Consider the following 14,498-nt stretch of genomic DNA (forward strand, 5'->3'; position numbering starts at 1 on the left):
TCCGGGCACGGACGCGTGCCCCGGATCCCCGGGCCGACGAGACCGCATCCCGCCGACTCCACGGAAAATCATGACCTTATATAAGCAAATGTCCGAATAGAAAGTATTAATCGACGAATACATTGACTCACGGTTGATTAGAATGGAAATGCGTGGTTCGAGAGTGACTGTCTGTTCTTAGCCGTAGGCGTGGTGCTACGGTGTGTGCCTGTTCGCGCTCTGCCGTGAAGCGGCACCACCCGGTTGACCGATATCGCAGGGGGAACAGCAAGTTCAACGCGGCCTTGTCACGCCTTGCCGCCACCCCCCAAGGACGCCGATGTCAGTAGATGTACCGCACCGGACCCGGAGCAGGCTTTCACCGAGGGAACTGGCGGTCATCGCCTCTCTCGGCACCATGATCATTATGGCCTGCATGTGGTTGTGGGCGGTGTCCGCCGTCCCCTACGAGGCCAGAGAGCTGATGGCGCTCGTCGGCGGGATCTCGGCCGTACTGCTGTCCGGCGCCGCCGCGGCCATCGTCCACTACGCCGGCACCGGTCGCCGGCTGCGTGAGCGGGCCGAGTGGGCCGGCGCGCGGTTCACCTGGCTGGAGCGGGAAGTGCTGCGAATGGCCGAGGAGTCGCTGCCCTCGCTGGGACGCCAGGTGCGCGGCGGCGTCTCGGCCGCCGACGCGCTCTCCCAGCTGCCGCAGCCCCCGGACGGCCCGCTGCGCCGGCTGCTCGACGCGGCCGGGCACGAGCTTGAGCTGATCGAACGCGAGCTCGCCACCGCCCGGGCGTACCGCGAGGCGACCGAGGACGAGATCTCCCGGCTGACCGACGACACGCTGCCGGATCTGGTCCGGCGGATCCAGACGAACCGGATGTCGGTGAGCGCCGCACTGGCCGAGACACACCAGCCGGGGCCCGGCCCGCTGCGCGACCTGCTGAGCGAGACGGCGCGGCAGCTCTCCGAGAGCGAGCGCAGGGGCACCGCCGTGATGGCGGCGTGCGCCGGGGCCGCGGCCCGGGTGCAGGCACAGGCCACCAGCCTGCTCGCCCGGCTGCGCGAGCTGGAGGAGCGGTACGGCGAGCACGAGGAGGCGTTCGCCGACCTGCTGGACCTGGACCACCGCGTCTCCCAGCTGAGCCGGCTGGCGGACAACATCGCCCTGCTGAGCGGCGGCCGTTCCGGGCGGCGATGGACCCGGCCGATCGTCATGGAGAGCGTGCTGCGCGGCGCGATGGGCCGCATCGGCGCCTACCGGCGCATCCGGCTGCACTCCACCAGCACCGTCGCCGTCGCGGGATACGCGGCGGAGGGTGTGATGCACGCGCTGGCCGAGGTGATGGACAACGCCGCCACGTTCTCGGCGCACGGCACCGAGGTTCACGTGTACGTGGACGAGGAGGACGCCGGCGTCGTGATCACGATCGAGGACAGTGGTCTGGGGATGCGCCCGCGCGAGCGGCAGCACGCCACCAGGCTCGTGTCCGAGCCGCTCGACCTGCGGACGCTGTCCGGCACCCGGCTGGGCCTGGCGGTCGTGGGGCGCCTGGTCGACAAGTACGGCCTGACGGTCAGCTTCCGGCCGTCCGCCCGTGGCGGCATGGGGGTCGTGATGCTGATCCCGCGCCTGCTGATCACTCAGCCCCTGTTGGCCACCGTGCCGCCCGTCGTCGAGTCGTCGGTCCGCCGCCCTGTGAAGGTCGCCGTACCCGCGCCGGCCGTACCCGCGCAGGAGGGGCCGGCCGACGAGTCCGAGGATCCGCTGCCCAGGCGGCGCCGGGGGCAGACGCTGGCCGAGGCGACCAGGGCGCGGCAGACATCGCCTGCCAAGCCCGTGCGCGAGGGGCGTGACTCGGCGGCGAGGTTCGCCGCGTTCCGCCAGGCCGGCGGCCGTGGGCGTTCCCCCTCCCCAGCCCCCTCCTCGGCCCCGGGCGACTCCTGACACGCGTCCGCCGACCACCGGACATCTTTGGATTCACAGATGAGGAGGCAGGGGCCGTCCCTTCCGCGCACGCGCCGAAGGGGCACCCCGTCGTTTCTATGAGCACAACCGACGCTTCGCACACCACCGACCGTGACTTCGACTGGCTACTGGAGAACCTCAAGGAGAAGACCCCCGGGATCAGGCATGTGCTGGTGCTGACCAGGGACGGCCTGAAGATGTGCTTCACCGCCGGCCTCGGCCGGGACGGGGCCGACCAGCTCTCCGCCCTGGCCGCCGGGATCCAGAGCCTCTCGCTGAGCGCCTCCGCCGAGTTCGGGGACGGCATCGGAGCGGGGCAGGCGATGGTGGAGTTCGCCGGCGGACTGCTGCTCATCGTGCCGGCCGGGGACGGCGCCCACCTGGCCGTGGTGGCCGAGGAGGACGGCGAGGTGGGGCTCATCGCGCACAACATGAACGAACTGGTGGAGCAGATCGGGGTGTACCTCACCGCGGCACCGCGGCAAACGGAGAACAGCGACGACCGCGTATGACACGGCGAGCCATCGACCAAGAAGACCCGGACCGGCTCTACACGGTCACCGGGGGGCGTACCAGCGCCGACGAGAAAACCTTCGACTCCGTCTCCCTCATCGTCAGCGAGTGCGCGCCCACCCCCGGTATGCAGTCCGAGCACATCAGGATCCTGCGGATGGCCCAGCGGCCGACGGCGGTGGTGGAGATCTCGGCGGAGCTGCGGCTGCCGGTCAGCGTGGTGAAGATCCTGCTGCGCGACCTGCTGGACACCGGTCGCATCACCGTCCGTCATCCGTCGGTCGCCGCACAGGCCGGACGACCGGATCCCGAAATCCTGAGGCAGGTGCTCGTTGCACTCCACAACCTCTGACCAGAGAACGCCGCTGCGCACGACCGCCGCGGATGCCCTGAAAATCGTGGTCGTCGGCGGGTTCGGCGTGGGAAAGACCACCCTGGTCGGCTCGGTGAGCGAGATCCGTCCGCTGAGCACCGAGGAGGTCATGACCCAGGCGAGCGTGGGCATCGACGACGCCAGCCGGGTACGGACCAAGACGACCACCACGGTGGCCTTCGACTTCGGCCGGATCACGCTGAACACGAGCATGGTGCTCTACCTGTTCGGCGCACCCGGTCAGCAGCGGTTCTGGTTCGTGTGGGACCAGTTGTTCGCCGGCAGCCTGGGCGCGGTCGTGCTGGTGGACGCCCGCCGCCTGGAGGACTCCTGGTACTCCATCGACCGGCTGGAGCACCACCGGACCCCGTTCGTCGTCGCCGTCAACCGCTTCACCGACGGGCCCTCCCTGGAGGCGGTGCGCGAGGCGCTGGCGCTGTCGCCCGAGGTCCCGCTCATCGACTGCGACGCGCGGGAGCGGTCCTCGGGCAAGCACGTGCTGATCACGCTCATGGAGCACCTCACCCGCACCCACGACCAGTCGCCCGCCCAAGAGAGCATGCCGTGACGAACTCCCCTCCCCTGCCCGACTCCACAGCCCCGTCCGCCGCCCCGCCCGCGCCTCGGAATCCCGAGCGGAGACGGGAGCCGCTGGAGGGATATGCCGACCACGCCGATGCCGTACGGCTGCACGCGTCACTGATCGACGACGACCCGACCGCGATGTTCCAGGAGATGCGCCGCAAGCACGGGCCCATCGTCCCCATTCTCCTCGACGACATGCCCGCCTGGTTCGTGATCGGTTACCGCGAGCTGCACCATGTCACCAGCCAGCCGCAGTTGTTCGGCCGCGACCCCAGGCGCTGGAACATGCGGGATCACCTCCCTCCGGACTGGCCGTCGCTCCCGTACGTGACATGGCAGCCGTCCGTGATGTACTCCGAGGGGGTCGAGCACCAGCGGCGGAGTGGCGCCATCAGCGACGCGCTGGACACCGTCGACCGCACCGAGCTGGCCCTGATCTGCGAGCAGGTCGCCGACCTCGCGATCGACGAGTTCTCAGGGGACGGCCAGACCGACCTGATCTCCCAGTACGCCTACCGGATTCCGGCTCAGGTCGTCACCCGGCTGTTCGGGCTGTCGGAGACCGACCTGCCGGACCTGGTCAAGGACGTCAACCACGTGCTGGGCGGGAGCGAGGAGGCCGCTTCGGCGCTTCCCCGAATTCTGGACAAAATAGGCCGGCTCATAACCGACAAGCGCACCCGGCCGGGCCACGACATCACCTCGCACCTGCTGGCACACGCCGCGCGGCTCACCGACGAGGTGATCGTCCAGGACCTGATCGTGTTGATGATCGCCTCCCACGACAGCAGCGCCAACTGGATCGGCAACACCCTGCGGCTGATGCTGGTGGACGACCACTTCTCGATGAACCTGCAGGGTGGCCGCAGCAGCGTCGGCGAGGCGCTGAACGAGGTGCTGTGGAAGGATCCGCCCTCGCCGAACCTGCCCTCACGCTGGGCCGTGCAGGACTGCGAGCTGGCCGGGCGGCGCATTCGCCGGGGCGACCTGCTGGTGCTCGGCGTCGCCGCGGCCAACGCCGATCCGCAGGTGCAACCGGCCGCCCATGCCGGCTCCGGCGCCAACCGGGCGCACATGTCCTTCAGCCACGGCGAGTACGGTTGCCCCTTCCCCGCGCCCGAGCTCGGCGAGATCATCGCCAAGACGGCCGTGGAGGTGCTCCTCGACCGGTTGCCCGACGTCTATCTCACCGTGAAACCGGACGCGCTACGGTGGCGCCCTTCGCTGTGGGTTCGCAGCCTGGAGGCCCTGCCCGTACGGTTCAGCCCGACCGTGCCGACCGGCCAGAGCCCGTCGAACACCTGGGACGCCCCCAGGTAGGCCCCTCCCTGCCCCGAAGACTCGATCGTCCGCGCACGGACGCCCCCGGTCAGGCCGGAGCGGAGCCCGGCGACCGGTCCGCGGCGAAGCCTGTGGCGGACAGGGTGAGCAGACGCTCGATCAGGTCGTGGCCGGTCGACTGCTCGCTCGCCCAGGCGATGCCCGCCACCAGGGCCAGGAGTTCGCCGATGACGAGGTCGGCGCGGACCGCACCGGACTCCTGGGCCCGCGCGAGAAGCCGGCCCCCGGAGGCGCGCATCGCGTGACAGGAGGCGTGCAGTTCGGAGCCCTCCTCCCGCAGCGCGGCCATGACCGACGCCGGAAGACCCTGGTAGGTGGTCGAGCCGACGGCCAGCTCGCGCAGCCAGACGAGCAGCGCGTCACGGGGCGAGGACGCGGCCAGCAGCTCTTCCGCCCTGCTCTGGAGGGCGTCGAAGCCACTGCTCATGAGGGCTTCGAGCAGGGCCTCCCGAGTGGGGAAGTGCCGGTAGAGGGTGCCGATGCCGACGCCCGCCCGGCGGGCGACGTCCCGGAGTGAGGCGTCGGTCCCGTGCTCGGCGAAGGCCTCCCTGGCTACGGCCAGCAACTGCTCGTAATTGCGGCGCGCATCGGCGCGCATCACCTCGGCCATGCGATGTGCTCTCCAGCCGCCGACAAAGGGAGCACCGCTCCGATCATTATTGGAGCGGTGCTCCACATCCTAGCCGGAGGAGAGACGCCCGGCTCAGAGAAGATCATCCTGGCCACCGGCGCCTCCGGCCGGCGGTACCGCTTTCGCTCATTCGTGGGTGGCGGCCGCCCGGGCCAGGAAGAGGGTCCGCTCGCGCTCGTTGCGGGTGAGCTCGGCGGCCCGTTCGAACTCCGCGCGTGCCTCGTCGAGGCGGCCCAGTCTCGCGAGCAGATCACCCCGTACGGCGGGCAGTTGCGGATAGTCCCTCAGCGCGCGCTCCGCCGCCAGCCCGTCCACGATCTCCAGGCCCCGCGCCGGGCCGTACGCCCTGCTCACCGCGACCGCGCGGTTCAACTCCACCACGGGCGAGGGGGTGAGGTGGACGAGCACCCGGTAGAGGGCGGCCATCCGTTCCCAGTCGGTGTCGTCGGTGGACCGCGCGCGGGCGTGGCAGGCCGCGATCGCGGCCTGCAGGCCGTAGGGACCGAGCGTGCCGAGCTTCTCGGCACGTTCGAGCGCCTCCAGCCCCCGGCGGATCAGCAGCCGGTCCCACAGCCTCCGGTCCTGGTCGGGAAGCAGGACCGGCTCACCGTCCGGCCCCGTCCTGGCCCGGAGGCGCGACGCCTGGATCTCCATCAGGGCGACAAGGCCGTGAGCCTCGGCCTCCCGCGGCATCAGACCCACCAGGATCCGGCCCAGGCGCAGTGCCTCCTCGCAGAGCGAGGGACGCGTCCAGTCGTCACCGGCGGTCGCCGAGTAGCCCTCGTTGAAGATGAGATAGACGACCTCCAGCACCGACGCGAGGCGCTCGCCCAGCTCGGCCGGGGCCGGCATCTCGATGCGCACCCGTTTCTCGGCGAGGGTGCGCTTGGCCCGGAAGATCCGCTGCCCGACCGTCGGTTCCGGCACCAGGAAGGCGCGCGCGATCTCCTCGGTGGTCAGGCCGCCGAGCAGGCGCAGGGTGAGCGCCAGACGTCCCTCGGTGGACAGCACCGGATGGCAGGCGGTGAAGAGCAGGCGCAGCACGTCGTCACCGATGTGGTCGTCGAGGGCGTCGTCCAGCTCGGCCTCGGCCGCCTCCTGACGGATCTCCACGTCCCTGCCGACCTCTTCGAGCTTGTGCTCGTAGCGGGTCCTGCGGCGGATCATGTCGATCGCCCGGTGCTTGGCGGTCAACATGAGCCAGGCTCCGGGATTATCAGGTATGCCGGATCTCGGCCACTGCTCAAGTGCGAGGACCAGGGCGTCCTGCGCGAGTTCCTCGGCCAGGCCGACATCGCGCACCATCCGGGCAAGCCCCGCGATCACCCGCGTGGACTCGATCCGCCAGACCGCCTCGACCACCCGATGAGGATCACCAACCACCATGCCTCCCGATCCAACCATCTCGCCCGCACCCGCGACACCTCTCGGTCCCGTCGTTCCGAGGGCCCCGGACACGGCGCGGGCGCGCACGGACCGCGTGCCGCTCACCGGCCGGCGAGCGGCGCGCGAATCGGACGGGACAGCCGGCCTTACCGGGCTCGGCACACTTGCCCGAATTACTCGCATGACGTATTTTTTACTCATGCAAGTAAGGAAGGGCAGGGAAACACCCGCCGAGCACTCCTTCACCGGCGCGGCCAGGCGCTCCCAGATCATCGCGGCGACCATCGAGACGATCGCCGAGCTCGGCTACGGCCAGACGTCCTTCGCCCGCATCGCCGAACGGGCGGGCCTGAGCAGCACCCGCCTGATCTCGTACCACTTCGCCGGCAAGGACGAGCTGATGAGCGCGGCCGTCGCCGAGTTCTACGATCACATCGGACGGTTCATGGCCGGGCGGATGGCCGACGTGACCTGTGCCCGTGACGCGCTGCGCACCTACATCACCGCGCTGGTCGCCTACGTCGCGGACAACCGCGCACGGATGCGGGCGATGATGGAGATCTTCCTCAACTTCCGCGACGAGGACGGCGCGAGCCGCTCCTATGACGGGGGCGACGAGAACGAGGTCCTCGGCCACCTGGTGCGCATCCTGCGCGACGGGCAGCGCGGCGGCGAGTTCCGCGACTTCGACACCTTCGTCATGGCGGCGACCGTGCAACGCGCCCTGGACGGCCTGCCGTTCCTGCTGGAGGCCAGACCCGATCTCGACCTCGCCGCCTGTGCCGAGGAGCTGGTGACGCTGTTCGATCTCGCGACCAGGAGCGGGCCGTGAGCGCCCCGGGCAGGCGGCGCACGCTGCTGCGCCTGCTGGTCGACCTGCTCGTACCGGCCGTCCTGTACTACGTGCTGCGCTCGGCCGGGATGAGCGTCTACCTGTCCCTGCTCGTCACGGCCGTGGTGCCCGCGGCCATGGGCGCCTACCTGCTGGTCAGGGAACGCAGGGTCGACGGGCTCTCCGTCTTCATGACGGCCATGATGGTGCTGGGCGTGGGGGCCTCGCTGATCAGCGGCAGCGAGCGGTTCCTGCTCGCCAGGGAAGGGTGGCTGACGGCCGCCGTCGGGCTCTGGTTCCTGGCCAGCCTGCGGGCCGGGATGCCGCTCACCTTCCTGTTCAGCCGGCCGCTGCTGGAGCACAGGTTCCCGGTCCGCGGCACCGGCGAGCCGTGGGACGTGCTGTGGGAACGGCTCCCCCGCTTCCGCAGGGCCTGGCGGGTCACGACCGTCCTGTGGGGCGCCGGCACCCTCCTCGACTCCGCGGCGCGCGTGGTCATGGCCTACACGCTGCCGGTCGACGCCGTCCCCGCGCTCGGCAGCGCACTGTACGCCGGCACGTCGATCACACTCATGGTGATCGCCAACATCTACTTCGCCACGGTGGGACTCTTCGACAGGCGGAGCGCGATGTACGCGCCGCTCGACCGCGAGGGCGCCCCGGCACCCTCCACCTGACGTGCGCCGGGTCAGCGGCGCACCATCGACGGGTAGTCCTTGAGGGTTATGTTGGTCGCGAACCTGTCGGTCAGCCACAGCATCAGCTTCAGCAGGAATCCGTAGCGAAAAGTCCAGTTGCGCATCCGGATCCGGCCCGGGGTGCCGGGGGCGAGGAAGGGGCCGGCGTTGCCGTTCTTGGCGATCCTGGCATAACCGCGGAACCCCTCCTCGTAGCGCCGGAAGGCGACCCGGTGGTCCCCGTCCGCCGCCGCGAGCTCTCCGGCCAGCACGTACGCGCCGACCATGGCCAGGCCGGTGCCGAAACCGCCCAGCGTGTTGCCGTAGGCGGCGTCACCGAGCAGCACGACGCGGCCCCTGGCGTAGTGCTCCATCCGGACCTGGCTGATCGAGTCGAGGTAGAAGTCGTCCGCCTGCCGTACCGCGTCGAGGACCTCGCTGGTCTGCCAGCCCATCCCGGCATAGGCGTCGATCACGATCCGCTTCATCGCCGCCACGTCGTAGCGGTCGTAGTCGAGCCGCGGCGAGGCGAAGGCGAAGAAGGCATCGGCTCCGGGCCCTCCGACGGCGACCATCCTGCCGGGCTCGTTGTACATTTTCGCGGTCTTCCCGAAGCGCTGTGGAAGGTCGGCCAGGGCGTAGTAGTGACCCAGGAAGCGGACATGGTCGGACTCGGGGCCGAAGGCCAGCCGGCGAACGTTGGAGTGGATGCCGTCCGCGCCCACCACCAGGTCGAAGGTCCGCGGAGCACCGCGCTCGAACGTGACGTGGACGCCGCCCTCGGTCTCGGTGAGCGAGGTGATGGAGTCGCCGAAGACGTACCGGCACCCGGCGGCGAGCGTCCTGTCGTACAGCAGCCGGGACAACTCCCCGCGCGGGATCTCCAGCTCGCCACCGGTGAACTCGCCGGGCATCACCGCCAGCCTGCGGCCGTTCGCGTCAACGATCTCCTGGTCGGTCCCGCCGGTCTGCAACCGCCGTACGTCTTCCAGGATGCCCATCCGCTCCAGCACCGACAGGTGGGTCTCGCCCTTGAAGTCGACCGCCTGGCCCCCGAGGCGCAGGGCCGGAGCCTTCTCGACCACGGTCACGGTGTGGCCGTAGCGGTTGAGCCAGTAGGCGAGAGCGGGGCCGCCGATACTGGCGCCGGAGATCAGGACGTTGCTGTTCCTCATGCCTCCTAGCCTCGCCGGGAGCGTTGACAGGCCACAGACAGCCGGCTGACGGTCAGGAGACGGCCGTCAGCGCGTCGTCCCGGTTCAGCGCGGCGCCCCTGGCGAACGCCGCGGCGAAGGCCTCCGCACCGATGAGCTCGGTGGCGCCCACGGCGACCCGCGCGACGTCAGGGTCGCCGGCGACGACCGCACCGCGCAACGCCACCCCCACACCGAGCAGGAACGCGGCCCGCTCCGCCGCGCCTTCGAGCAGGGCGAGCCCCGCGTACCCCTCGGTGACATGGGCGAGATCCATCGTCACCACCGGTGGCATGCGTGTCAGCGCGAGCGCCTCGCCGTGACGGCGCCCGGCCTCCGCGCGGTCGCCTTCCGCCTCGGCCAGCCGTCCCAGCGCGGTGAACACGAGCGACGCGATGCTCTCGGTGACATAGCCGCCTGAGCCGACGACGTCCAGCGCCGCCGCGTAGTGTTCGCGCGCCCGTGTGTGATCGCGGCACCGCCGGGCGAGTTCCCCCCAGCCCAGCTCGATCGGCGACGATCGGCGCGACGCGCTCGTCCCGCGCGCCAGCTCGGTGGCACGCCGCAGGTCGGCGCGGGCCGCGGGAACATCGCCCTCGCGCAGCAGCCCGTCGGCCCTCCGGCAGAGCACGTCCACCATCTCGTCCAGAGCGCCGAGCTGTTCGTGCAGATCCAGGGCCTCCCCCCAGAGCCGCCTGGCCCGTGCCCAGTCCCCCCGCCAGCCGGCGATCATTCCCAGCCATTCGAGCCCCTGTGCCATCCCCCAGCGCTCGCCCACGGAACGGAAGCTCGCCAGCGTCGACTCCAGCTCTCCCTCGGCATCGGCCACGTGGCCGTCAAGCAGGTGCATCAGGGACGTCCCGAGCATGGTCACGGCTCGGCTCCACGGGTCGGAGCCGAGCAGCGGCTCCCACATCAGGACGGATCCTGGAGCCGGCGGCCCCGCGACCATGCCCCACAGCACGGACGTGAAGGGATGGTGCAACTCCCGGTCCAGCGACCGCAGGACCTCCTCGGCCCTCGCCCACTGCTCCGGCAGGACATGCGGTACGGCCTGCAACACGCACAGGACGTACTCCTCCTCCAGCCCTTCGGGCGGCTCGGTGCCGAACCGTTCGAGCAGCCGGAGCGCCGACGAGACCGCCTGTTCCCGCCGCCCGCTCAGCCACTGGTACGCCGCCAGGGCCGCGATCAGCCGCAGCGCCATCTCAGGGTCATCCGGTACGGCACGGCCCAGCGCGGCCCGCAGGTTGCTCTGCTCGGCGGAGAGCAGGGCCAGCCATTCGAGCTGCTCGGCCCTGCGCAACCACGGGTCGGCGCGCTGTGCCAGCTCCAGGAAGTAGGCGGCGTGCTCGGCGCGCGCCCGCTCCCGCTCCCCCGCCTCGGCCAGCCGCTCCGCACAGAACAGGCGGATCGTGTCGAGCATCCGGTAACGGCCGTCGTCCACCTCGATGAGTGACTTGTCCACCAGGTCGGCCAGCACCTCGCCGGATCCGCAGACCCGTTCGACGGCCTCCAGGGACGAACTGCCGGAGAACACCGAGAACCGCGCGGCCAGCGCCTGCTCCTCGGGGCTGAGCAGGCTCCAGCTCCAGTCCACCACCGCGTACAGCGTCCGGTGCCGTGCCGCCGCGGTGCGATCACCGCGTGACAGCAGCGCGAACCGGCCGTGCTCCTTCAGCCGCGCGACGATCTCCTCGACCGTGAACGACCTCAGCCTCGCCGCCGCCAGCTCGATGGCCAGCGGCAGCCCGTCCAGCATGACGCAGATCTCGACGACCTCGGCTCTCATGACGGAGCCTCTCATGACGGAGCCGGGACGTACCGCGGCGGCCCGCTCCATGAACAGCCGTATCGAGGGATAGCCGAGGGCGTTGTCCAGGTCCGTGCCGGGGGGCGGTACGGCCAGCGGCGAGAGCGGGACGAGCATCTCACCGGTGATCCCGAGCGGCTCGCGGCTGGTGGCCAGCACGGCCAGCCCCGGGCAGGCGTCGAGCAGCCGCCGGACGAGCGCCGCGGCCGGCGCGATCAGGTGCTCGCAGTTGTCCAGGACGAGCAGGAGCTCCTCGTCTGCCAGGGCCGCCACGAGCCGGTCCGTGGCGTCGAGCCGACCCGGCACCGGTGGCCGCAGCCGCGCCTCGCGCAGACCGAGCGCGCCGAGTACCGTCAGGGGGATCTGATCTCCGTCGTCGAGCGTGGACAGATCGACGAAGCACACGTCCCGCGTCCGGCGGCGGGCCGCCTCGATGGCCAGCCTCGTCTTGCCGGTGCCGCCCGTACCGGTCAGGGTGACCAGGCGGGAGTCCCGCAGCGAGTCGATCCGGTCCAGCTCGGCCTCGCGACCCACGAAGCCGGTGAGCTGCCCGGGCAGCCGGTGCCGTACCGGCTGCCCGGGCCGCTCCGCGCCGCGCAGGATCGCCAGGTGAAGCGCCGCCAGTTCCGGCGACGGGTCGGCGCCGAGCTCGTCCGCCAGCAATCGCCTAGCCTCGTCGAAGACGGCCAGCGCCGCGGCCGGCTGCCCGGAGGCGTGCAGCGCCCGCATGAGCTGGCCCCACAGCCGCTCGCGCAACGGGTTCTCGGCCGCCAACTGCCGCAACTCGGCTATCGAGGTGCCCTCCGGGAGCGCGAGCTCGGCCTCGACCAGGTCCTCCCGCGCCGCCAGCCGTAGCTCTTCCAACCGGGCCGCCTGCGGCATGCCGACCGGCGCGGGCCCTCGCCACAGCGCCAGCCCTTCACTGAGCACCCTCGTGGCATGCTCATGCCGGCCTGCGATCAGTAACCTGTGCCCCTCGCGTGCGAGCCGCTCGAACCGGTGCGCATCGACGTCATCGGGGTCGACCGCGAGCCGGTATCCGGCCTGGTGAAACGTGATCAGGCCGGGAGGCAGGCCGCGGCGGAGCCGGGACACCTGGGCCTGGATCGCGTTGGCCGCACCGGCCGGCGGATCGTCACCGTACTGACCGTCTATCAACCGGTCCACACTGACCGGCCGGCCCGCGTCGAGCAGGAGCAGCGCCAGCAGCGCGCGCGAGCGGGGGCCGCCGACGGAGACGGGTTCCCCCTCCTCCGTCCGCACCTCCAACGACCCCAGGATCCCGAACTGCACGAGACCAATTGTGGCCCATACGCCCTACTTCACGAGGATCAGCGCGAACCTCACGGCCGGACCCGGCTCAGCACGCGTCGCGGTACTCGGTGGCCGCGGCCCTGATCCGGGCCAGCTGCGCCTCCAGCTCCTGGACATTGAACGGCACGGCCGAGGCCTCGAACTCCCTGCCCAGCTCCTGCAGCATGTCCAGGCCGTCCCAGATCGCGGCGAACTCGTCGTCGATCGGCCGCACCAGATCGGCGAGTGCGCCCTCGACCCGGTGACGCAGGACGAGCATCCGCCACTTCCCGAGGAACCAGCGAAACTCCGTGAGCCGCGCGCCCGCCTCGGTGATCTCGGCGACGATCTCGCACAGTGTCCGGTTCACCTGCTGTGCCCTGGCCGACATCTCCAGCACGCTCTCCTGCACGGCATCGCAGAGCTGGGGCACCTCGCTCAGCGAGGTGAGCGGTGCGATACCGTCCGCGACCTCGGCGGCGAACGCGGCGACCATGTTGTTGTGCAGGCTCGCCAGCACGATCCGGAAGCGCAGGTCCGTGACGTACGAGCGCAGCGCGGCGAGTCTGGGCACCAGCCGCTCCAGGGTGACCATCGCGGTGCGCGTCGGCGTGGCCATCACCCTGGCGACGTTGCTCAGCACCGGTACGGTGTCGGCGACCGTCTCGGAGGCGACCTGGGCTCTGGCGACCACCTCGTCAAGCCGGCGGGCGACGTCGAGCACCTGGGTGGACGACCGTATGAGCCGGTCACTGAACACCCGGTAGCTCTCCAGCCGCTCCACCAGGTCGGTCAGCAGCGTTTCCAGCGCTCCGACCCCGGCCAGCACCTCCGCGATCGGTCCCCGCGCCCGGGGCCGGGCATAGGCCGCGGAAGCCAACCGGCCGCGCGCCGCCACCTCGGCGGTCAGCGCCTCGGTGAGGAAGTCGTCGTGCGAGCCGAATCCGAGCTCTCCCAGCAGCCGCTCGATCTGCTCCCTGCCGACCAGCGCCACGTCACGCCGGTTCATCCGGTCGTGCTCGGCCGCTTCGAGTTCGGCGTCGGCGACATACTTGTATATGCGCTTGACCTCCTCGAACAGTCCGGCCCGCGGTGCCATCCGAACCGACAGGAAACCCTCTGCCGAGGGTGTCATGGTGGCGAAAACCCAGTAGTGACTGCCGTCCTTGGCCAGGTTCCGCACATAGGCTCCCGCCGGGCGCCCGGCGAGCATGCGGTCCCACAGCAGTTGGAAGATCCCGGCCGGCATGTCGGGGTGGCGCACGATGCTGTGCGATGCCCCGGTGAGCTCGTCCAGGGAGAACCGGGAGGTCCGGACAAAGACCGAGTTCCCGCTGCGGATCAGCCCGCGCCGGTCCGTCGTGGAGAAGAAGAGCTCCTCCGGACCGATGACCTGTTCCAGTCCGCTGGGCACGATCAACTCACCAAAACCCATTGCCCGCCTTTCCGATCTGGGAGACGGTATCAGCCGGATCCCGTGGCCCCGAGCGAAGGTCACGGCCGCGCGCTCCTTTCCGGAGGACGCCTGACCTCGGCTGCCGCCGACGCCGGCGACCCCGCTGACGACTCCCGGTGCACGCGTCCGGCCCGTGGCTACGTCCGGACGCGAAGGTGCCAGGCACGCACGAACCCCCGGCCAGGGGTTCCTGGCCGGGGGTTCGTGCACGGCGGTGGGATCAGGCGGGAGCGGCGAAGTCCTCGGGGCCGAAGACGCGCAGCACGTCGGCCTCACCCTCCCAGCCCGCCCAGTGATCCCGGTGGATCTCCAGGAAACGGGAGGTCCACTCGACGGCCTCCTCCTTCGAGCTGACCTGGTAGAGCGCGTAGCTGATCAGTTCCTTCGCCTCGGCGAACGGGCCGTCGGTGACGCTCAGCCTGCCGGCGGTGATCGTGACCCGCGCGCCCTG

13 protein-coding genes are annotated in these 14,498 nt (G+C 70.6%); 7 read left to right on the forward strand and 6 right to left on the reverse strand.

The genetic code is table 11. The annotated features are described in order from the left end of the window. Window positions 1–319 precede the first annotated feature (319 nt). The 5 genes from IG98_RS45905 to IG98_RS0139335 all read left to right on the forward strand — a co-directional run bounded on the left by IG98_RS45905 (window position 320) and on the right by IG98_RS0139335 (window position 4,745). Complete coding sequence (locus IG98_RS45905) at window positions 320–1,933, forward strand: sensor histidine kinase (protein WP_063766366.1); 1,614 nt, start codon at window positions 320–322, stop codon at window positions 1,931–1,933. A 98-nt stretch (window positions 1,934–2,031) separates the two neighbouring features. Further along, the gene (locus IG98_RS0139320; RefSeq protein WP_030924676.1) at window positions 2,032–2,466 is read left to right on the forward strand and encodes a roadblock/LC7 domain-containing protein; all 435 of its coding nucleotides are present in this window, start codon (window positions 2,032–2,034) and stop codon (window positions 2,464–2,466) included. Then, a complete protein-coding gene (locus IG98_RS0139325) occupies window positions 2,463–2,819 on the forward strand; it encodes a DUF742 domain-containing protein (protein WP_030924679.1) in 357 nt (118 codons plus the stop codon). Before IG98_RS0139320 ends, IG98_RS0139325 begins: the two co-directional genes overlap by 4 nt. Then, window positions 2,800–3,408, forward strand: coding sequence for a GTP-binding protein (locus IG98_RS0139330; RefSeq protein WP_030924681.1), 609 nt, complete (start codon window positions 2,800–2,802; stop codon window positions 3,406–3,408). Before IG98_RS0139325 ends, IG98_RS0139330 begins: the two co-directional genes overlap by 20 nt. Continuing rightward, window positions 3,405–4,745 carry a cytochrome P450 gene (locus tag IG98_RS0139335; protein WP_051753515.1) on the forward strand — a complete coding sequence of 447 codons (1,341 nt, stop codon included), beginning with the start codon at window positions 3,405–3,407 and terminating at the stop codon, window positions 4,743–4,745. The genes IG98_RS0139330 and IG98_RS0139335 overlap by 4 nt, the downstream gene beginning before the upstream one ends. 49 nt (window positions 4,746–4,794) lie before the next feature. On the opposite strand, the gene IG98_RS0139340 is transcribed toward IG98_RS0139335, so the two are convergent. Both IG98_RS0139340 and IG98_RS0139345 read right to left on the reverse strand, forming a co-directional pair. Continuing rightward, window positions 4,795–5,376, reverse strand: coding sequence for a TetR/AcrR family transcriptional regulator (locus IG98_RS0139340; protein ID WP_030924687.1), 582 nt, complete (start codon window positions 5,374–5,376; stop codon window positions 4,795–4,797). Between the two features lie 147 nt (window positions 5,377–5,523). Continuing rightward, complete coding sequence (locus IG98_RS0139345) at window positions 5,524–6,783, reverse strand: RNA polymerase sigma factor (RefSeq protein ID WP_030924690.1); 1,260 nt, start codon at window positions 6,781–6,783, stop codon at window positions 5,524–5,526. 199 nt (window positions 6,784–6,982) lie between these two features. Here IG98_RS0139345 and IG98_RS0139350 point away from each other — a divergent pair, with 199 nt between their 5' ends. Beyond that, a complete protein-coding gene (locus IG98_RS0139350) occupies window positions 6,983–7,615 on the forward strand; it encodes a TetR/AcrR family transcriptional regulator (protein WP_030924691.1) in 633 nt (210 codons plus the stop codon). Then, a complete protein-coding gene (locus IG98_RS0139355; protein WP_051753516.1) occupies window positions 7,612–8,292 on the forward strand; it encodes a VC0807 family protein in 681 nt (226 codons plus the stop codon). The genes IG98_RS0139350 and IG98_RS0139355 overlap by 4 nt, the downstream gene beginning before the upstream one ends. 11 nt (window positions 8,293–8,303) lie before the next feature. Here the strand turns inward: IG98_RS0139355 and IG98_RS0139360 are convergent, their stop codons facing one another. The 4 genes from IG98_RS0139360 to IG98_RS45910 form a co-directional block, all read right to left on the reverse strand. Next, window positions 8,304–9,467, reverse strand: a complete 1,164-nt coding sequence (locus tag IG98_RS0139360; RefSeq protein WP_030924697.1) for an FAD-dependent monooxygenase — start codon at window positions 9,465–9,467, stop codon at window positions 8,304–8,306. 52 nt (window positions 9,468–9,519) lie between these two features. After that, window positions 9,520–12,591 (reverse strand): AfsR/SARP family transcriptional regulator, encoded by a 3,072-nt coding sequence (locus IG98_RS0139365; protein ID WP_030924699.1) that lies wholly within the window; start codon window positions 12,589–12,591, stop codon window positions 9,520–9,522. A gap of 67 nt (window positions 12,592–12,658) precedes the next feature. Beyond that, the gene (locus IG98_RS0139370; RefSeq protein WP_245651907.1) at window positions 12,659–14,005 is read right to left on the reverse strand and encodes a PAS domain-containing protein; all 1,347 of its coding nucleotides are present in this window, start codon (window positions 14,003–14,005) and stop codon (window positions 12,659–12,661) included. Between the two features lie 262 nt (window positions 14,006–14,267). Next, the coding region (locus IG98_RS45910; protein ID WP_037972498.1) for a YciI family protein at window positions 14,268–14,498 on the reverse strand (231 nt) is incomplete at its 5' end.

Origin of the sequence: Streptosporangium amethystogenes (assembly GCF_000721075.1) — a bacterium.
GTDB lineage: Bacteria > Actinomycetota > Actinomycetes > Streptosporangiales > Streptosporangiaceae > Streptosporangium > Streptosporangium amethystogenes.